Here is a 17,861-nt window from a genome sequence, read left to right on the forward strand (position 1 = left end):
CAGGGAACGGAGCGGAACATGGCAGGCGCTGCAGCTCACGACCATCACGACCACAAGCCGAAGGGCTGGGTTCGGTGGGTGTACTCGACCAACCACAAGGATATTGGAACGCTCTACCTGATCTTCGCGATCATGGCAGGCTGCATCGGCGGCTTCCTGTCCGTCATGATGCGCTGGGAACTCGCCGAGCCGGGTATCCAGATCTTCCACGGCCTGGCCTCGATGGTCTACGGCGTTGAAGGCGACTCGGCGATCGACGCCGGCAAGAGCATGTTCAACGCGTTCACGACGGCCCACGGCCTGGTCATGATCTTCTTCATGGTCATGCCCGCGCTGATCGGCGGCTTCGCCAACTGGATGGTTCCGATCATGATCGGCGCGCCTGACATGGCGTTCCCGCGCATGAACAACATCTCGTTCTGGCTGCTTCCGCCCGCCTTCATCCTGCTGATCCTCTCGGCCTTCATGCCGAGCGCTCCAGGCGCCCACGGCGTCGGCGGCGGCTGGACGATCTATCCGCCGCTCTCGACCTCGGGCCAGCCCGGTCCGGCCATGGATCTGGCGATCCTGTCGCTGCACATCGCCGGCGCGTCGTCGATCCTGGGTGCGATCAACTTCATCACCACCATCTTCAACATGCGCGCTCCGGGCATGACGCTGCACAAGATGCCGCTGTTTGCCTGGTCGGTGCTGATCACCGCCTTCCTGCTGCTGCTGTCGCTGCCGGTCCTGGCGGGTGGCATCACCATGCTTCTGACCGACCGCAATTTCGGCACGACCTTCTTTGCGCCTGAAGGCGGCGGCGACCCGATCCTGTTCCAGCACCTGTTCTGGTTCTTCGGTCACCCGGAAGTGTACATCCTGATCCTGCCGGGCTTCGGCATCGTCAGCCACATCGTGTCGACCTTCTCGCGCAAGCCGATCTTCGGTTACCTCGGCATGGCCTACGCCATGGTCGCCATCGGCGCCGTCGGCTTCGTCGTGTGGGCTCACCACATGTACACCACCGGCCTGTCGCTCGACACGCAGCGCTACTTCGTGTTCGCCACGATGGTCATCGCGGTTCCGACCGGCGTGAAGATCTTCTCGTGGATCGCCACCATGTGGGGCGGCTCGATCACCATGAAGACGCCGATGATCTGGGCGATCGGCTTCATCTTCCTGTTCACCGTCGGTGGCGTCACCGGCGTGCAGCTGGCCAATGCCGGTCTCGACCGTTCGCTGCATGACACCTACTATGTCGTGGCGCACTTCCACTACGTGCTGTCGCTGGGTGCCGTGTTCGCGATCTTTGCGGCCTGGTACTACTGGTTCCCGAAGATGACGGGCTACATGTACTCGGCGGCGATCGCCAACACCCACTTCTGGGTGACGTTCGTCGGCGTGAACCTGATCTTCTTCCCGCAGCACTTCCTCGGCCTCGCCGGCATGCCGCGCCGCTACATCGACTATCCGGATGCCTATGCCGGCTGGAATGCGGTGTCGTCCTACGGCTCCTACATCTCGGCCATCGGCGTGCTGATCTTCCTGTTCGGCGTCTTCGAAGCCTTCTCCAAGAAGCGCGTCGCCGGTGCCAACCCCTGGGGCGATGGTGCGACCACGCTCGAATGGCAGCTGCCTTCGCCGCCGCCCTTCCACCAGTGGGAACAGCTGCCGAAGATCAAGTAAGGCACTGATTGAACTACGAAGCCGCCGGCAAGACCGGCGGCTTCGGCCAAACGGAACGACTGGACGTAAGTACGCATGGCCCTTGTCCACAACCGGTTTGACGATCAAACCATCCGCATGTCGGAAGCGACGGCGGGCGATTTCTTCGCCCTGCTGAAGCCGCGCGTCATGTCGTTGGTGGTCTTCACCGCCTTTGTCGGCATGGTTGCCGCGCCTGCCACCATCAACCCGTTCCTCGCCATCGTCGCGATCCTGGCGATCGCCATCGGCGCAGGCGCTTCGGGTGCGCTCAACATGTGGTACGACGCCGACATCGACGCCGTCATGACGCGGACCGCCAGCCGGCCGGTTCCGTCGGGCAAGGTGCCGCCGCATGAAGCGCTGACCTTCGGCCTCGTGCTCTCGGCCCTTTCGGTGATGACGCTCGGCGTCCTCGTCAACTGGCTTTCGGCAGCATTGCTCGCCTTCACCATTTTCTTCTATGCCGTCATCTACACGATGTGGCTCAAGCGCTGGACGCCGCAGAACATCGTCATCGGTGGCGCGGCCGGTGCGCTGCCGCCGATGATCGGCTGGGCCGCCGTGACCGGTTCGGTCAGTTTCGAGAGCGTCGTGCTCTTCCTCATCACCTTCCTGTGGACGCCGCCGCACTTCTGGGCGCTGGCGCTGTTCAAGTCGCAGGACTATGAGCGCGCCGGCATCCCGATGATGCCGAACGTCGCCGGCGAAGCCTCGACACGGCGCCAGATCTTCGCCTATTCGCTGCTGCTCGCCCCCGTCGGCGTGGCGCCCTGGCTGCTCGGCTACACCACTATCGGCTATGGCGTCGTTTCGCTGGCCCTGGGCGCAGGCTTTGTCTGGTACGCCTGGAAGGTTCTCCGGATGCCGGACAGCGACCGCGTGATGAAGCCCGCCAAGCAGCTCTTTGCATATTCGCTGCTGTATCTGTTCGTGATCTTTGCGGCCTATCTGGCCGACAGCATCATCGAGCGTGTCTTTGCGCTTGGAGGTGCATGATGTCGGACAAGGACCTGGTGACGCTCACCGACAAGCAGAGGAAGGCACGCCGCAGCCGCAACGTCGCCATCGGCCTGGCGCTGGCGGCACTCGTCATCATCTTCTATCTCGCCACCATCGCCAAGTTCGGCCCGGCCATTCTGGACCGGCCGCTATGAGCAATGGCATGACCGACGACACCAAGGCTGTCGACCTGAAGAAGCAGAGCTCCAACCGGATGGTTGCGGGCATGTGCGTCGCTTTCGTCGGCGGCATGGTCGGCATGGCATATGCCGCGGTGCCGCTCTACGCCATGTTCTGCCAGATCACCGGTTATGGCGGCACGACGCAGCGCGTCGAGCAATATTCCGACAAGATCCTCGACCGCGAGATCACCGTGCGTTTCGACGCCAATGTGTCGGGCGGCCTGCCGTGGGATTTCCAGCCCGTGGCCCGCGACGTCCAGATCAAGATCGGCGAGACCAAGCAGATCCATTACACGGCGAAGAACGTCTTCGACACGCCGACCCAGGGCCGTGCGACCTTCAACGTCACACCGGAGATCGCCGGCGCCTATTTCAACAAGGTCGAGTGCTTCTGCTTCACCGACACGACGTTGAAGCCGGGCGAAACGCTCGACATGCCGGTGGTGTTCTTCGTCGATCCGGAAATCGTCAACGTGCCTGAAATGAAGGACGTCAAGACGATCACGCTGTCCTATACCTTCTTCCCCATTGCGGGGGAAAAGCCTGTGGCTGTCGCGCCCAAGGTTGACGGCGAAGCGAAAAATGTTAATTCCGACGGAAAAGCCGGGGGCTGATATGGCAGACGCGCACGCGAAACCACAACACGACTATCACATCATCGATCCCAGCCCGTGGCCGTTCCTCGCCTCGCTGGGTGCGCTGATCATGGCATTCGGCGGCGTCGCCTGGATGCAGCATCTCAAGGGCGGCAGCTTCCCGGTCTTCGGCTACAACATGGCCGGCGCCAACTACTGGATCTTCCTGATCGGCCTGCTGATCGTGCTCTACACCATGTTCGGCTGGTGGTCGGATACGATCAAGGAAGGCAATGAGGGCCATCACACCCGCGTCGTCTCGCTCCATTTGCGCTATGGCATGATCATGTTCATAGCCTCCGAGGTGATGTTCTTCGTCGCCTGGTTCTGGGCGTTCTTCGACGCGGCGCTGTTCCCGAATGAAGCGCACCAGGTCATGCGCGCTGAATTCACCGGCGGCGTCTGGCCTCCGAAGGGCATCGAGATCCTCGATCCGTTCCACCTGCCGCTCTACAACACCATCATCCTTTTGCTGTCGGGCACGGCCGTGACCTGGGCGCACCACGCCCTGCTGCACAACGACCGCAAGGGCCTGGTCAACGGCCTCGCGCTGACGGTCGGCCTCGGCATCCTGTTCTCGTTCGTGCAGGCCTACGAGTACATCCACGCTCCGTTTGCCTTCAAGGACTCGATCTACGGCGCGACCTTCTTCATGGCGACGGGCTTCCACGGCTTCCACGTCATCGTCGGCACCATCTTCCTGCTGGTCTGCCTGTTCCGCGCCATGCGCGGCGGCTTCACCCCGAAGCAGCATTTCGGCTTCGAGGCAGCGGCCTGGTACTGGCACTTCGTCGACGTGGTGTGGCTGTTCCTGTTCGCCGCGATCTACATCTGGGGTTCGGTTGGCGGCACCATCGCCCACGGCCACTGATCGATCCGGTTCCTGGTGCAAGGCGGTCGCGGCAACGCGGCCGCCTTCTCTTTTTTTGGGCGCTTTCCCGGTGCAATCATCCGGCATGCCGACAAGACGCTTCGCCTGCATGATGACCCTGTTTGCCTCGACTATGACTGCGCAAGCGGGCGAGGTCGATCTCGTCCGCGTCGACAAGTCGGAGCGCCGGCTCGAACTGCTTTCCGGCGACAAGGTGGTTCGCAGCTACGCCATGGTGCTCGGCGCGAACCCGATGGGGCACAAGGCGATGGAGGGCGACGAACGCACGCCCGAAGGCCGCTATCTGCTCGACTGACGCAACCCGGAAAGCGGCTATTTCAGGTCGATCCACATCTCCTACCCGAATGTTGACGACGTGGCTGCGGCAAAGAGGGCAGGTGTCGAACCTGGCGGAATGATTATGATCCACGGCCAACCGAACGGATATGGCTGGTGGTCCTGGCTGATACAGATGTTCGACTGGACGAACGGCTGCATCGCCGTTACCGACGAGGACATGGCGGAGATCTGGCAGATGGTCGCAAACGGCACTCCCATCGAGATAAATCCATGAGCGAAGACCAAGCGATCTGGCCGCCGGTCGAGCCGATCGCGGCCGGGCTCAAGGGGCGCTGTCCGCGTTGCGGTGAAGGCAGGCTGTTCTCCAGCTTCCTGTCCGTCGGCAAGGAGTGCGGCGTCTGCCGGCTCGATTATTCCTTTGCCGATGCCGGCGACGGTCCGGCGGTGTTCGTCATCCTGATCATCGGCTTTGTCGTGGTCGGGCTCGCGCTGTGGCTCGAGGTCAATTATGGACCGCCGCTGTGGCTCCATCTGCTGTTGTGGATCCCTTTGACCGTGGCACTCGGCCTCGGCTCGCTGCGCCTCATCAAGGGCGTGCTGATAACGCTGCAGTATCGCAACAAGGCAGCCGAAGGGCGTTTGGACAAGGGCGAATGATCCAGGAAAAGACGATGACGGTCCCGGCGCGACGTTCCGGGCACGTGTTGATGCTCGTGCTCGGCACGATTGCCTTTGCGCTGCTGCTCGTGCTCGGCAGCTGGCAGGTCCAGCGGCTCTATTGGAAAGAGGAACTGATCGCGCAGATCGCCGAACGGACGAAGTCGCAGCCATTGCCATTGGCTGAAATGGAAGTGAAGTACCGCGCCACCGCCGACGTCGACTATTGGCCGGTCGCGCTATCGGGCACCTTCATGCATGACGGCGAGCGGCATTTCCTGGCGACATGGGAAGGCCAGTCCGGCTTCTACGTCTACACGCCGCTGAAGCTGGATGACGGCCGCTTCGTTCTGGTGAACCGCGGCTTCGTTCCCTACGACCTCAAGGACGCGACCAAGCGGCCGACCGGACAGGTGACGGGCCCCGTCAGCATCGTCGGGTTGGCGCGCAACCCGCTGGAGGGCAAGCCGGGTTCGCTGGTGCCGGACAACGACGCGGCCAAGAACGTCTTCTACTGGAAGGACCGCGGCGCCATGGCGGCGAGCGCCGGGCTGCCTGCCGGTGCGGTCGTGCTGCCGTTCTTCGTCGATGCCGACAAGACGCCCAATCCTGGCGGCTTGCCGGTCGGCGGGGTGACCATGGTCGACATGCCCAACAACCACCTGCAATACGCGGTCACCTGGTATGGGCTGGCGGCGGCGCTGCTGGGTGTCATGGGCGTCTGGCTGCTGCGTCGGCCCGACGGCAAATGACTGACCTTGCATGATCCCGGAATTCGGGATCGCGCACGGTTCCAGAGTGCCAGGGCGTCCTTTGCACGCCAAAGAAGACGCGCGGTGCTTCAGCCTCCCTTGACAGCAAGGGGGCACAGACATCATTTCGGCCCTGAACGAAGAAGCGGATCAGATGCTCCAGACGATTGCCAAACCGCCCCTGACGATCAGGCTCTGCCAGCCGCGCGGCTTTTGCGCCGGCGTCGACCGGGCGATCCAGATCGTCGTGCTGGCGCTGAAGAAATACGGCGCGCCGGTCTATGTCCGCCACGAGATCGTGCACAACCGTTACGTCGTCGAGGGGCTGCAGAATCTCGGCGCGGTGTTCATCGAAGAACTCAACGAGATCCCCGACGAGCATCACGACGCGCCGGTCGTGTTTTCCGCCCATGGCGTGCCGAAGTCGGTGCCGGCGGATGCGGTGGCGCGCAACCTGTTCTATCTCGACGCCACCTGTCCGCTGGTCTCCAAGGTGCACAAGCAGGCGATGCGCCACCAGCGCAAGGGCCGCCACGTGCTGTTGATCGGCCATGCCGGCCACCCCGAGGTGATCGGCACCATGGGCCAGCTGGACGAGGGTGCGGTCACGCTGATCGAAACCGAGGCCGACGTCCGCAATTTCACGCCGGCCGATCCGGCAGCCCTTGGTTTCGTCACCCAGACGACGCTTTCGGTGGAGGACACCGCGGGCATCCTCAAGGCGCTGCAGGAGAAGTTCCCGGCGATGGAGGCGCCCGCCGCCGAATCGATCTGCTACGCCACCACCAACCGCCAGGACGCGGTCAAGGAGACAGCGCCGGGCTCCGACCTCTATCTGGTCGTCGGCGCGCCCAACTCGTCCAATTCGCGCCGACTCGTCGAAGTCGCCGAGCGGGCAGGGGCCAAGATGTCGCTGCTGGTTCAGCGCGCGTCGGAGATCCCGTGGAACGACATCGGCGGCATCGCTACGCTTGGCCTGTCGGCGGGGGCTTCGGCGCCCGAGATCATCGTCGACGAGATCATCAACGCTTTCCGCGAACGCTTCGAGGTGAACGTGGAACTCGCCATCACGGCGACCGAGACGGAGGAGTTTCCGGTGATGCGGGTATTGCGCGACGTCGAGCTGACGCCAGCCGACATGGCCTTCGTCAACGGTAACGGCTGATGGCTGTCTATACCGACGTCGGCGAGGGCGAACTCGAAGCGTTCCTGCGCAATTATCCGGTCGGCGAGTTGCTGTCCTACAAGGGCATTGCCGAGGGGACCGAGAACACCAACTTCCTGCTGCACACGACGACAGGGTCATACATCCTGACGCTGTATGAGAAGCGAGTCGACAAGGCGGACCTGCCGTTCTTCCTCGGCCTGATGCAGCATCTTGCCCACAAGGGCATTTCCTGCCCCCTGCCGGTCGACGGCAAGGACGGGAATGTCATCGGCACGCTGGCCGGCCGTCCGGCCGTCATCATCACCTTCCTGGAAGGTATGTGGCTGCGCCGGCCTCAGGTCGTGCATTGCCGCGAGGTCGGCAGGGCGCTGGCCGAACTGCACATCGCCGGCAGGGACTTTGCGATGACGCGGCCGAATTCGCTCGCCATCGATGGCTGGCGCAAGCTCTGGGATGCAGCACATCCACGTGCCGACGAAGTCGAGCCCGGGCTCGCCCGCGAAGTTGACGCCGACTTTGCCGAGTTCGAGAAGAACTGGCCAAAGAACCTGCCGTCGGGCGTCATCCACGCCGACCTGTTCCCGGACAATGTGTTTTTCCTCGGCGACAATCTGTCGGGCCTGATCGACTTCTATTTCGCCTGCAACGACGCCTACGCCTACGACCTCGCCACCTGCCTCAATGCCTGGTGCTTCGAGAAGGATTTTTCCTTCAACCTGACCAAGGGCACGGCCCTGCTGGACGGCTATCAGAGCGTCCGCCCGCTCAGCGCGGACGAGAAGGCAGCGCTGCCGATCCTGGCGCGCGGCTCGGCCCTGCGCTTCATGCTGACGCGGCTCTACGACTGGCTGACGGTGCCGGACGGCGGGCTGGTGATGAAGCGTGACCCGTCGGAATACATCCGCCGCATGCGCTTCCACCGGACGATCAAGACCGCCCAGGAATACGGACTGAAATGAAGCAAGTTGAAATTTTCACCGATGGCGCCTGCTCGGGCAATCCGGGTCCGGGTGGCTGGGGGGCGCTCATGCGCTACAAGGCCAAGGTCAAGGAGCTGTCGGGCGGCGAGGCGGAGACCACCAACAACCGTATGGAGTTGCTGGCTGCCATATCTGCCCTGAACTCCCTCAAGGAGCCGTGCGAGATCGACCTGCACACCGACAGCAAATACGTCATGGACGGGATCTCGAAATGGATCCACGGCTGGAAGAAAAACGGCTGGAAGACTGCCGACAAGAAGCCGGTCAAGAACGGCGAGCTGTGGCAGGCGCTTGATGAGGCCAACAGGCGTCACAAGGTCAAGTGGCACTGGGTCAAGGGCCATGCCGGCCATCCCGAGAACGAACGCGCCGACGAGCTGGCGCGTGAGGGCATGGCGCCGTTCAAGAGTGGCCGCAAGGCATAGGCCTTCGGCCAGGCCCGAGTGGGCGCGCCGCCGTAAGGCCGCGCGCCCTTTTCAGTCTTGGAGCTGTGTCAGTCAGAGCTGTTCGAGAATGCGGGCCGCGCCCGAATCGACGGCCTGGCCGGGTGCGCCCTCGAGATTGAGCTGGGCGACCTTGCCGTCTTCGACGATCATCGAATAACGCTTCGAGCGCAGGCCCATGCCGGCGGCCGAAAGGTCGGTGTCGAGGCCGATGGCGCGGGCGAAATCGCCGCTGCCGTCGGCGAGGAACTGCACCTTGCCTTCGCCGCCGCTGAACCGGGCCCAGGCGCCCATGACATGGACGTCGTTGACCGAAACCACCGCAATGGTGTCGACGCCGCGCGCGATGATCGCGTCATGGTTCTCGACATAGCCGGGCAGGTGGTTGTTGCTGCAGGTCGGCGTGAAGGCGCCCGGTACCGCAAACAGCACGACCTTCTTGCCGGCAAAGATTTCATCGGAGCTGATGCTCTTGGCGCCATCGGCGGTCATCGTCTTGAACGTGGCCGCTGGCAGCTTGTCGCCAATCGAAATGGTCATGAATTTCCTCGTAAGCGTAGAGTTCGAGTTGAAATCGGAAGGACGCGGCAATCACCTAGCGCAGATGTCGCCCGCGTCCAATGGCCAGCTGGATATAGGAAGCTGGACAGCCCTTTTCAGGGATAGGGTAAAAAGTCAGGGATAGGGCAAAAATCCCTCGACGGCGCCTGCAGCACTTGTCAGCGTGTAGGGCAGTCCCTTGCCGGCTGGCTTTGTGTCAGGGCGTTCGAGCAGCTTGACGGTGAACACCGCCTTGCCGCCCTCTATGTGCCGCTCGGGCGTGCCGAAGACGTAGCCGTCGACGCCGGCGACGAAGACATCCAGCGCATCGGCGGGACCAGGCGCCGTCGCGGTGATCGAGACATGCTCGCCTTCGGTCGGCTCCAGCGTGGCGCCGAAGTCCTGTTGTGCGGCACCGGGGAGGGCGGCAAGCGCCGTCTTCACCAGGATGGCATCGCCTGGATTGTCGGGATCGGCGGCGGGATCGACCTCAAGCGTGGCCTGCACCGGCACGCAGATCGTCTCGCAGACGCCGAGGAAGACGTTGGCGGTGATGGTCGCCGGTTCGCCCGGGGCGGCGACGGTAAAGCTCACGGGCAGGCGAACGGAGTGGTCGTAGCCGACCCATTTGGCATAGCCGTCGTCATGACGGCGCGGCGCCGGGTAGGACAGGTCGACGCCCGATACGTTGCGGCTTGCCGAGACGTCGATCTGCGGCGGCACGCCGGAATTGCCGGGGTCCCGCCAATAGGTTTTCCAGCCGCGCTTGAGCTCGATGTCGAGCACGCCCTGCAGCTTGCCGGATGCATCAGGCGCCCCCGAGGTGACCAGGCGGAAACGGCCGCCATCGGCCTCGAACCAGGCTGACGAGGAGGCGTGGGCCGGGGCAGCGGCAAGCAATGCCGCGCAGAGGCCGATCGCGGAGTGGAGCGCAATTTTCATGGCGGTGATTTGATAGCCTCCCGCAGCGTCCGCAACAGGGGGCGCCAACACATCGCATCATTTTTGCGTGACGTTGCCTGTCAAAAGATGAATGCGTCGCGCCGTGCGCCATCTTTCAAGACGGCAGGAAACGCGTTACCTTCAAGCCATGGACCTCTTACGCCAGAAAAAGGGCGCCTCGCAGCGCGGTTTTCTCGACGATCAGTTCCTCATCGCCATGCCGGGGATGAAGGACGACAGGTTCTCGCGTGCCGTGATCTACATCTGTGCCCATAGCGACGAAGGCGCCATGGGTCTGATCATCAACCAGGTCCAGCCGCTGCTGTTTCCTGATCTGCTTGTGCAACTCGGGATCCTCGACGAGCAGGAAGCGATCCGGCTGCCTGGCAAGGCCAAGGACTTCATCGTCCGCAATGGCGGGCCGGTCGACCGCAGCCGCGGCTTCGTGCTGCACAGCGACGACTACAAGGTCGAGTCCTCGTTGCCTGTCTCAGAAGAGATCTGCCTGACGGCGACCGTCGACATCCTGCGCGCCATTTCCGCCGGACGCGGGCCGCGCCATGCGCTGATGGCGCTCGGCTATTCCGGCTGGGGCGCCGGCCAGCTCGAAAGCGAAATCGCCGAGAATGGCTGGCTGACCTGCCCGGCGACGTCGGAGCTTCTGTTTGACACCGACATCGACCGCAAATACGACCGCATCCTGGCCACGCTCGGCATCGACCTTGCGCGGCTCAGCAGCGCTGCCGGTCACGCCTGAGCAAGCGGATACTGCTCTTTCAGCATCTTCAGCGCCTGGTCGCCGGGAACCGGCGCGCCGAACATGAAGCTCTGCACATATTCGCAGCCCATCTGCCGCAGTTCGAGCGCGTCGCTCTCGTCGGAGATGCCTTCGGCGACCACCGATAGCCCAAGCTCATGCGCCATGTTGACCATCGACTTGAGCAGCACCGCGCGCTTGGGTGAGGTGTCGTCGACGAAGCTCTTGTCGATCTTGATGGTGTCGAAGGGGAAGCGGGTGAGATAGGCGAGTGACGAATAGCCGGTGCCGAAATCGTCGAGCGACAGGCCGATGCCCAGCTGCTTGAGCTTGGTCAGCACGTGGTTGGTCTGCTCGGGATTGTCCATGACCAGCGATTCCGTCAGCTCCAGGCGGAAGCAGCGTGGCTTGAGATTGGCCCGTGCGATGACCGAGCGGACATCGCTGACGAGGTCGCGGCGGATGAGCTGGCGGCTCGACAGATTGACCGACACCGACAGCGGCGCGTCGCTGATCTGCTTCTGCCAGTCGGCCAGATCCTCGGCGGCGCGCTGCATGGCGAACAGGCCGAGCTGGACGATCAGGCCGCAGCCCTCGGCAACGGGGATGAAATCGCCCGGCGGGATCATGCCGCGACGCGGGTGGTCCCATCTGAGCAGCGCCTCGAAGCCGGCGACGCTGCCGTCTTCCAGTCGCACGATCGGCTGGTAGGCGAGGGTGAATTCCTTGCGCTCGATGGCGCGGCGGAGGTCCGATTCGAGCTGCAGGCGATCGGTGCCGACGGTGCGGAAGGCCGGACGGAACGGTTCGATGCGGTCGCCGCCGAAACGCTTGGCCTGGTGCATCGCCAGTTCGGCGTCCTTGACCATGTCCTCGGCGGTCGCCTGGGCGGTTGTCCAGGTGATCAGGCCGACGGAGGCGGTCAGCACGATCTCGCGCTTGGCGAAGGTGATCGGCGCCTTGATCGCCTGCTTGATGGCGTCGGCGACGGCGGCGATGCGCGACGGATCCTGTTCCGACAACAGCATCAGCGCGAATTGGTCGCCGGCAAAGCGCGACAGCGAATCCTTGGGCTTGAGCAGCCGGTGCAGGCGGCGGGCGATGGTCAGAAGGATGGTGTCGCCGGCCGAAATGCCCAGGCCGTCATTGACCTGCTTGAAGCGGTCGATGTCGATGACGAACACCGACGGGCGGACCTTCTCTTCGGTGCGGGCGATCGAGATGATCGCCTCGAGCCGGTTCATGAACAGCTCGCGGTTGGGCAGGCCGGTCAGGTTGTCGTGCACGGCGTCGTGCAGCAGGCGCTCTTCGGATTTCTTCTGTTCGGTGACGTCGACCATGGTGCCGACGCAGCGGATGACCTCGCCATCGGAGCCGATGACTGGCCGCGCCTTGAGCTGGAACCAGTGGTAGTGGCCGTCGGCGCCGCGCAGTCGGAAGCTCTGCGAGACGCGGCCGCGGCGGTGCTCCAGCACGACGTCGAGCGTTGTGCGGAACGTATCGCGGTCGTCGGAATGCAGCACCGGCAGCCAGTTGCGGGCAGCACCGCCCAGGCTGTTCGGCGCAAGGCCGAGCTGGACCGAGACGTCGGGACGGGTGACGACGCGGTCGCGCAGCACGTCCCAATCCCAGACGATGTCTCCGGAGCCGGAGATGGCGAGTGCCTGCCGTTCCATGTCGCTGAACAGGCCCTGATGGGCGCCGCCGCCGGCGAAGGCGTGCTGCATGACGGTGAAGCCGATCAACAGGATGATCAGGATCAGGCCGCCGCCGAGCGCCGGCTGGACGATGTCGTTGTCGAGGACGCCTGTTATCGCCATCCACGAGCCGCTGAGCCATATCAGCACCATCGCCCAACTGGGCACCAGCATGATGGCGCGGTCATAGCCGCGAATGCTGAGATAGACGATCAGGCCGAGGCCGGTGAGCGCGGTTGCCGCAAACGAGATGCGCGCGATGCCTGCGGCAACTGCCGGATCGATGATGGCGACGCCGGCGATCAGGAACAGGCCGATGATCCAGACGAAGGCGCCATAGCTGAAATGGCCATGCCAGCGGTTGAGGTTGAGATAGGCAAACAGGAACACGACGAAGGTGCCGGCGAGCGCCACCTCCGTGCCCGCTCGCCATATCTGCTCGTTGCCGGGGGATACCTCGATGACCTTGTTGAGGAAGCCGAAGTCGACGCAGATATAGGCAAGCACCGCCCAGGCAAGCGCTGCGGTGGCAGGAAACATCGAGGTTCCCTTGACCACGAACAGGATGGTCAGGAACAGCGCGAGCAGGCCGGCGATGCCGATGACGATGCCGCGGAACAGCGTGTAGGAATTGACGGTGTCCTTGTAGGATTCCGGATCCCACAGATAGACCTGCGGCAGCTTGGGTGAAGCAAGCTCGGCAATGAAGGTGACGACGGCACCCGGGTTGAGCGTGACCAGGAAGACGTCGGCGTCGGGGCTCGCCTGGCGGTCGACAGCGAGGCCTTCGGAAGGCGTGATGGCGGTGAGGCGGTTGGAGCCGAGGTCGGGCCAGAACAGGCCGGAGCCGACAAGCCGGAAGTGCGGCGCAACGATCAGGCGATCGAGCTGCTGGTCGGTGGTGTTGGCGAGCGCGAAGACGGCCCAGTCGCCGCTGGAGCGCTGGTCGTTGGCCTCAACCTCGATGCGGCGCACGATGCCGTCGGCGCCGGGGGCCGTGGAAACCTGGAAGTTCTCGCCCTGATTCCTGTAGATCTCGACCGCGCCCGTGAGGTTGAGCGCGACGTCGTCACGGGAGATCTTGATCGGCTCCACGGCCAAGGCCTGCGACACCGCACAGACGCTCGCGACAACGGAAACGATGAGCGCAAACAACGGCGCCAGCAGGAAATGCTTCGACAAGTTCAGGCCTTCATGGTGACAGCTTGCGGGTCGTCCGCAATCAGTGCGTAGAGGTAGTGGTCATGCCATTCGCCGTTGATCCTGAGGTAGGATCGCAAAAGTCCTTCGCGCCGGAATCCGGCTTTTTCAAGCACGCGTACGGAGCGTGCGTTGTCGGGGATACAGGCAGCCTCGATCCGGTGCAACCGAAGCGTATCGAAGGCATGCCGCACGACCAGCTTGAGGGCATCGACCATCAGGCCCCGGCCGGCATATCGCTCGCCGATCCAGTAGCCGATATGCCCTGTCTGGGCGACGCCGTAGCGTATGTTGCCGAGCGTGATGCCTCCGACGAGCTTGCCGCTCGCATTTTCATAGATGAAGAAGGCAGCCGCGGTGCCCTGGATGAATTCATCCTGGTAGCGCGCAAGGCGAATACGCCAGGCTGAACGGTCGAGTTCGTCGGGCGCCCAGCGCGGCTCCCACGGTTCTAGGAAAGAGCGGCTTTCCCCGCGCAGCGTGACCCATTCGTGATAGTCGCGCCAGTTTGGCAGGCGCAGATTGACGCGTTCGCCTCTCAGTGCCGGGGTATCGCGGCGAAAAAGCGAGAGCGAGAACATGCGTGCAAATGCTGCTCAGACGGCGAGCTTGCGGGCGGTTGCCTGTGCGCCCGGCAGCGAGTCCAGGATTGATTCGTAAGGCGCCAGCGTGCCGACGGGACCAACCGCGGTGATGGTCGGGCGGGTCGAGAACAGCCGCGACGAAAGGTCGGTCAGGCGGTCGACGGTGAGTGCGCCGAGCCGTTCCATCAGCTCTTCCTTGGCGATCGGACGGCCGAACAGCAGGAGCTGGCGCGCGATCTGCGAGGCGCGGCTGGAGCAGCTCTCGGCCGACATGATCAAGCCGGCGCGATACTGCGCGCGGGCGCGGTCCAGCTCTTCGAGCAGGATGTTCTCGCCTGTCCGCTGCAGCTCGTTGATGATGACGGGAATCAGTTCGGCGATGTCGCTCTGGCCGGTGGCGGCATGGATGCCGAAGATGCCGGTGTCGGAAAAGCCCCAATGGAAGGCATAGACCGAGTAGCAGAGGCCGCGCTTCTCGCGCACTTCCTGGAACAGTCGCGAGGACATGCCGCCGCCGAGGATCATCGACAGCACCTGCGAGGCGTAGAAGTCGCGCACATGGTAGGCGCGGCCTTCGAAGCCGAGCACGATCTGCGCGTCCATCAGGTCGCGGTCTTCGCGGAAGTCGCCGCCGACATACTGCGCATACTGCGGAATGGCGCTTTCGGCCTTGGAGCGGAAATTGCCGAGGCGCTTTTCGACGTGGCGGACGAACTCGTCATGCTTGACGTCGCCGGCAGCGACCACGACCATCCGCTCGGCGCCGTACTGGCGGGTCATGAAGTCGTGAAGATTGGCGGAGGTGAAGGATTTCACCGTCTCCGGCGTGCCGAGGATCGAACGGCCGATGGTCTGGTGACGGAAAGCGGTTTCGGTGAAGCGATCGAAGACGATGTCGTCCGGCGTGTCGTGCGCGGCACCGATTTCCTGCAGGATGACGTGCTGCTCGCGTTCGAGCTCGTCCGGGTCGAACTCCGAATCCTGGAGAATGTCGGACAGGATGTCGACGGCCAGTGGCACGTCGTCTGACAGCACGCGGGCGTAGAAGGAGGTCGTTTCGACCGATGTGGCGGCGTTGATTTCGCCGCCGACATTTTCGATCTGCGAGGCAATCTGGAAGGCGGTCCGGTTCTTGGTGCCTTTGAAAGCCATGTGCTCGAGCAGGTGGGCCATGCCATGTTCGTCGTCACGCTCGTTGCGCGCGCCAGACTTGACCCATGTCCCGAGAGCGACTGTCTCTACGCTTGGAAGTGTTTCAGTGGCCACTGTCAGGCCGTTCGACAGACGGCTTACCTCAACACCCATATTACGCGTACTCCCTAATCCGCCACTCGTGTGCGGCGGCTAATGTAATCTTCCACCATTTTTATCTCTGATGGAAGTACCGTGAACTTTTCCTTACGTTCCATCAGCCCCGACAGCCATTTTGGCAAAGCAGGCTCGATGCCGCTGGCTGCAAGTACGGCGGCGGGGAACTTTGCCGGGTGCGCGGTGGCGAGTACGACCATTGGCACATCGCTTTTGGGCAGGCTGGACGCGACATGCACGGCGGTCGCTGTGTGGGGGTCGAGCAGGTAGCCGCTCTTGTCGAGCGTCGCGCGGATGGTCGCTGCGGTCTCGGTCATGTCGGCGCGCCCGGCACCGAACTCGCCGCGGATCGCAGCCAGCGCCGGGGCCTCGATGGTGAATGCACCGGACTGCTTGAGGCTGGCCATGTAGCGGCGCACCACCGCTGGATCGCGGTCGGAAGCCTCGAACAGCAGGCGCTCGAAGTTGGACGAAACCTGGATGTCCATCGATGGCGAGGTGGTGGCCACCACGCCGGTCTGGCGGTACTCGCCGCTCTTCAGCGTGCGGTCGAGAATGTCGTTGTCGTTGGTGGCGATGACCAGCTGGTCGATCGGCAGTCCCATCTTCTTGGCGGCATAGCCGGCGAAGATGTCGCCGAAATTGCCGGTCGGCACGGTGAACGACACCGGCCGGTCGGGGGCGCCGAGCGAGATGGCGGAGGAGAAATAATAGACGATCTGGGCCATGATGCGGGCCCAGTTGATCGAATTCACGCCCGACAGCTGAACACGGTCGCGGAAGCCGTGGTCGTTGAACATGTCCTTCACCAGGCCCTGGCAGTCGTCGAAGTTTCCTTCGATCGACAGCGCATGCACGTTGGCGGCGTCGGAGGTGGTCATCTGGCGCTGCTGCACCGGCGAGACGCGGCCATGCGGAAACAGGATGAAGATGTCGGTGCGTTCGCGCCCGGCAAAGGCCTCGATCGCAGCGCCGCCCGTATCGCCCGAGGTTGCCCCGACGATGGTCGCGCGCTGGCCACGTTCGGCAAGCACATGGTCCATCAGCCGCGCCAGGAGCTGCATGGCGACGTCCTTGAAGGCGAGGGTGGGACCATGGAACATCTCGAGCACGAAGCTGTTGGCGCCGGTCTGGACCAGTGGGCAGACCGCTTCGTGGCGGAACGTGCCATAGGCTTCGCGAACCAGGCGCTCGAAGACATCAGGCTTGATTTCGCCACCGAGGAACGGGGTCAGCAGTTTGATCGCGAGATCAGGATAGCTCAGGCCTCGCATCGCCCGGATTTCGGCGGGGCTGAAAGTCGGCCACTGCGCCGGGAGGTAAAGGCCGCCGTCGCGTGCCAGGCCGGCAAGTACAGCATCAGAAAATCCGAGCGTGGGCGCTTCCCCACGGGTGCTCACATAGTGCATATCTATCCAATCCAAGGCTATGCGACCTGCTGCCTGTCGGCAGGACGGGAAAACTGCGCTCCGTCAGTCGCATTTTTGCCGCGCGGTTGATATAGAACGACTGCTTTGCGAGAGGGAAGTGCAGTTCATGGTGTTTCGTTTGATCGACGGCCGTTTTCTGACGGCTTTGGCGACCGCCGGCTTTATGCTCGCCGTCACAGGCTGCCAATCAGGCGGCAGCGGCGGCTTTTTTAGCCCTCCCGCCCCGAAGGATCCCAAGGTGATCGCGGCCGAAGAGGGCAAGATCCTGGCCAGCGAACTGCTTGCCTACTGCCCCAACATCACCTTGCGTGACGGCACCGCCTTCTTCAACAGCTATGCCAAGGGCGGCCAGGACGACCCGGCAAAGCTCGTCCATCAGTCGGCGATCACCGACGTCACCCGCAGCTGCACGCGCGCCGATGGCACGATGACCATCAAGGTCGGCGTTGCCGGCAAGGTCGTTGTCGGTCCTGCCGGCGGTGCCGGTACGATCACCATGCCGATCCGCGTCGCGGTGACCCGTGGCGAGGAGGTGCTTTATTCCGAGCTGCACAAGAACGCCGTGCAGGTGACCGATCCGTCGGTGGCGACACAGTGGGTGTTCACCGTGCCGAACATCAACATCCCCAATCCGACGGCGCGCGACATCGTGATCTATGTCGGCTACGACGAAGGTCCGGCGAAGAAGCCCGCCCAGCAGTAACGTCTCGGCCAGACGATCCGGAGC

Annotated in this window: 18 protein-coding genes and 1 pseudogene; 13 read left to right on the plus strand and 6 right to left on the minus strand. The window is 63.5% G+C overall.

All coding sequences use genetic code 11. The features are described 5' to 3' along the window. The first annotated feature begins 18 nt into the window (after positions 1 to 18). The 11 genes and pseudogenes from ctaD (at position 19) to rnhA (ending at position 8,658) form a co-directional block, all read left to right on the plus strand. A complete protein-coding gene (gene ctaD / locus Amn_RS08240) occupies positions 19 to 1,668 on the plus strand; it encodes a cytochrome c oxidase subunit I (RefSeq protein ID WP_067964581.1) in 1,650 nt (549 codons plus the stop codon). Positions 1,669 to 1,743: 75 nt separating this feature from the next. Continuing rightward, entirely contained in the window at positions 1,744 to 2,685 is a 942-nt protein-coding gene (locus tag Amn_RS08245) for a heme o synthase (protein WP_286296122.1), read from the plus strand. Then, positions 2,685 to 2,843 carry a cytochrome c oxidase system small membrane protein gene (locus Amn_RS08250; RefSeq protein ID WP_169808282.1) on the plus strand — a complete coding sequence of 53 codons (159 nt, stop codon included), beginning with the start codon at positions 2,685 to 2,687 and terminating at the stop codon, positions 2,841 to 2,843. Before Amn_RS08245 ends, Amn_RS08250 begins: the two co-directional genes overlap by 1 nt. 8 nt (positions 2,844 to 2,851) lie before the next feature. Beyond that, entirely contained in the window at positions 2,852 to 3,484 is a 633-nt protein-coding gene (locus Amn_RS08255) for a cytochrome c oxidase assembly protein (RefSeq protein ID WP_067966957.1), read from the plus strand. Between the two features lies 1 nt (position 3,485). Then, positions 3,486 to 4,376, plus strand: a complete 891-nt coding sequence (locus Amn_RS08260; protein WP_067964577.1) for a cytochrome c oxidase subunit 3 — start codon at positions 3,486 to 3,488, stop codon at positions 4,374 to 4,376. An 85-nt stretch (positions 4,377 to 4,461) separates the two neighbouring features. After that, positions 4,462 to 4,950: pseudogene (locus Amn_RS08265) on the plus strand (L,D-transpeptidase family protein). Next, positions 4,947 to 5,333 carry a DUF983 domain-containing protein gene (locus Amn_RS08270; RefSeq protein ID WP_067964574.1) on the plus strand — a complete coding sequence of 129 codons (387 nt, stop codon included), beginning with the start codon at positions 4,947 to 4,949 and terminating at the stop codon, positions 5,331 to 5,333. The pseudogene Amn_RS08265 and the gene Amn_RS08270 overlap by 4 nt, the downstream one beginning before the upstream one ends. 14 nt (positions 5,334 to 5,347) lie before the next feature. Then, positions 5,348 to 6,085, plus strand: coding sequence for an SURF1 family protein (locus Amn_RS08275; protein ID WP_286297955.1), 738 nt, complete (start codon positions 5,348 to 5,350; stop codon positions 6,083 to 6,085). A gap of 154 nt (positions 6,086 to 6,239) precedes the next feature. Beyond that, positions 6,240 to 7,250, plus strand: a complete 1,011-nt coding sequence (ispH, locus tag Amn_RS08280; RefSeq protein ID WP_067964572.1) for a 4-hydroxy-3-methylbut-2-enyl diphosphate reductase — start codon at positions 6,240 to 6,242, stop codon at positions 7,248 to 7,250. Continuing rightward, positions 7,250 to 8,212, plus strand: coding sequence for a homoserine kinase (locus tag Amn_RS08285; RefSeq protein WP_067964570.1), 963 nt, complete (start codon positions 7,250 to 7,252; stop codon positions 8,210 to 8,212). The genes ispH and Amn_RS08285 overlap by 1 nt, the downstream gene beginning before the upstream one ends. After that, positions 8,209 to 8,658: a ribonuclease HI gene (gene rnhA / locus Amn_RS08290; protein ID WP_067964568.1), complete on the plus strand. Its 450-nt coding sequence runs from the start codon at positions 8,209 to 8,211 to the stop codon at positions 8,656 to 8,658. The genes Amn_RS08285 and rnhA overlap by 4 nt, the downstream gene beginning before the upstream one ends. 72 nt (positions 8,659 to 8,730) lie before the next feature. Here rnhA and Amn_RS08295 read toward each other — a convergent pair whose 3' ends face one another. Then, on the minus strand, positions 8,731 to 9,216 hold the full coding sequence (locus Amn_RS08295) for a peroxiredoxin (RefSeq protein WP_154386006.1): 486 nt from the start codon (positions 9,214 to 9,216) through the stop codon (positions 8,731 to 8,733). A gap of 135 nt (positions 9,217 to 9,351) precedes the next feature. Then, entirely contained in the window at positions 9,352 to 10,158 is an 807-nt protein-coding gene (locus Amn_RS08300; RefSeq protein ID WP_286296130.1) for a protein-disulfide reductase DsbD domain-containing protein, read from the minus strand. A gap of 148 nt (positions 10,159 to 10,306) precedes the next feature. On the opposite strand from Amn_RS08300, the gene Amn_RS08305 reads away from it, so the two are divergent. Then, positions 10,307 to 10,915: a YqgE/AlgH family protein gene (locus Amn_RS08305; RefSeq protein ID WP_067964563.1), complete on the plus strand. Its 609-nt coding sequence runs from the start codon at positions 10,307 to 10,309 to the stop codon at positions 10,913 to 10,915. On the opposite strand, the gene Amn_RS08310 is transcribed toward Amn_RS08305, so the two are convergent. Genes Amn_RS08310 through thrC form a run of 4 tightly spaced genes read right to left on the minus strand, consistent with a single transcriptional unit; the run spans position 10,906 to position 17,113 of the window. Beyond that, complete coding sequence (locus tag Amn_RS08310) at positions 10,906 to 13,794, minus strand: EAL domain-containing protein (RefSeq protein WP_067964562.1); 2,889 nt, start codon at positions 13,792 to 13,794, stop codon at positions 10,906 to 10,908. The two genes, Amn_RS08305 and Amn_RS08310, sit on opposite strands and share 10 nt — an antisense overlap. 2 nt (positions 13,795 to 13,796) lie before the next feature. After that, entirely contained in the window at positions 13,797 to 14,393 is a 597-nt protein-coding gene (locus tag Amn_RS08315; RefSeq protein WP_067964560.1) for a GNAT family N-acetyltransferase, read from the minus strand. A 15-nt stretch (positions 14,394 to 14,408) separates the two neighbouring features. After that, positions 14,409 to 15,701 carry a M16 family metallopeptidase gene (locus Amn_RS08320; RefSeq protein WP_067964558.1) on the minus strand — a complete coding sequence of 431 codons (1,293 nt, stop codon included), beginning with the start codon at positions 15,699 to 15,701 and terminating at the stop codon, positions 14,409 to 14,411. 14 nt (positions 15,702 to 15,715) lie between these two features. Beyond that, a complete protein-coding gene (thrC, locus tag Amn_RS08325) occupies positions 15,716 to 17,113 on the minus strand; it encodes a threonine synthase (protein WP_182575266.1) in 1,398 nt (465 codons plus the stop codon). A 127-nt stretch (positions 17,114 to 17,240) separates the two neighbouring features. Here thrC and Amn_RS08330 point away from each other — a divergent pair, with 127 nt between their 5' ends. Continuing rightward, complete coding sequence (locus tag Amn_RS08330; RefSeq protein ID WP_067964554.1) at positions 17,241 to 17,837, plus strand: hypothetical protein; 597 nt, start codon at positions 17,241 to 17,243, stop codon at positions 17,835 to 17,837. The last annotated feature ends 24 nt before the right edge of the window (positions 17,838 to 17,861 follow it).

This window comes from Aminobacter sp. Y103A, assembly GCF_030294925.1.
GTDB classification, from domain to species: Bacteria; Pseudomonadota; Alphaproteobacteria; order Rhizobiales; family Rhizobiaceae; genus Aminobacter; species Aminobacter ciceronei.

Coding starts and splice junctions, on each gene's coding strand:
- ctaD (WP_067964581.1), top strand. CDS start 19: ATGGCAGGCGCTGCAGCTCACGACCATCACGACCACAAGCCGAAGGGC.
- Amn_RS08245 (WP_286296122.1), top strand. CDS start 1,744: ATGGCCCTTGTCCACAACCGGTTTGACGATCAAACCATCCGCATGTCG.
- Amn_RS08250 (WP_169808282.1), top strand. CDS start 2,685: ATGTCGGACAAGGACCTGGTGACGCTCACCGACAAGCAGAGGAAGGCA.
- Amn_RS08255 (WP_067966957.1), top strand. CDS start 2,852: ATGACCGACGACACCAAGGCTGTCGACCTGAAGAAGCAGAGCTCCAAC.
- Amn_RS08260 (WP_067964577.1), top strand. CDS start 3,486: ATGGCAGACGCGCACGCGAAACCACAACACGACTATCACATCATCGAT.
- Amn_RS08270 (WP_067964574.1), top strand. CDS start 4,947: ATGAGCGAAGACCAAGCGATCTGGCCGCCGGTCGAGCCGATCGCGGCC.
- Amn_RS08275 (WP_286297955.1), top strand. CDS start 5,348: ATGACGGTCCCGGCGCGACGTTCCGGGCACGTGTTGATGCTCGTGCTC.
- ispH (WP_067964572.1), top strand. CDS start 6,240: ATGCTCCAGACGATTGCCAAACCGCCCCTGACGATCAGGCTCTGCCAG.
- Amn_RS08285 (WP_067964570.1), top strand. CDS start 7,250: ATGGCTGTCTATACCGACGTCGGCGAGGGCGAACTCGAAGCGTTCCTG.
- rnhA (WP_067964568.1), top strand. CDS start 8,209: ATGAAGCAAGTTGAAATTTTCACCGATGGCGCCTGCTCGGGCAATCCG.
- Amn_RS08295 (WP_154386006.1), bottom strand. CDS start 9,216: ATGACCATTTCGATTGGCGACAAGCTGCCAGCGGCCACGTTCAAGACG.
- Amn_RS08300 (WP_286296130.1), bottom strand. CDS start 10,158: ATGAAAATTGCGCTCCACTCCGCGATCGGCCTCTGCGCGGCATTGCTT.
- Amn_RS08305 (WP_067964563.1), top strand. CDS start 10,307: ATGGACCTCTTACGCCAGAAAAAGGGCGCCTCGCAGCGCGGTTTTCTC.
- Amn_RS08315 (WP_067964560.1), bottom strand. CDS start 14,393: ATGTTCTCGCTCTCGCTTTTTCGCCGCGATACCCCGGCACTGAGAGGC.
- Amn_RS08320 (WP_067964558.1), bottom strand. CDS start 15,701: ATGGGTGTTGAGGTAAGCCGTCTGTCGAACGGCCTGACAGTGGCCACT.
- thrC (WP_182575266.1), bottom strand. CDS start 17,113: ATGCACTATGTGAGCACCCGTGGGGAAGCGCCCACGCTCGGATTTTCT.
- Amn_RS08330 (WP_067964554.1), top strand. CDS start 17,241: ATGGTGTTTCGTTTGATCGACGGCCGTTTTCTGACGGCTTTGGCGACC.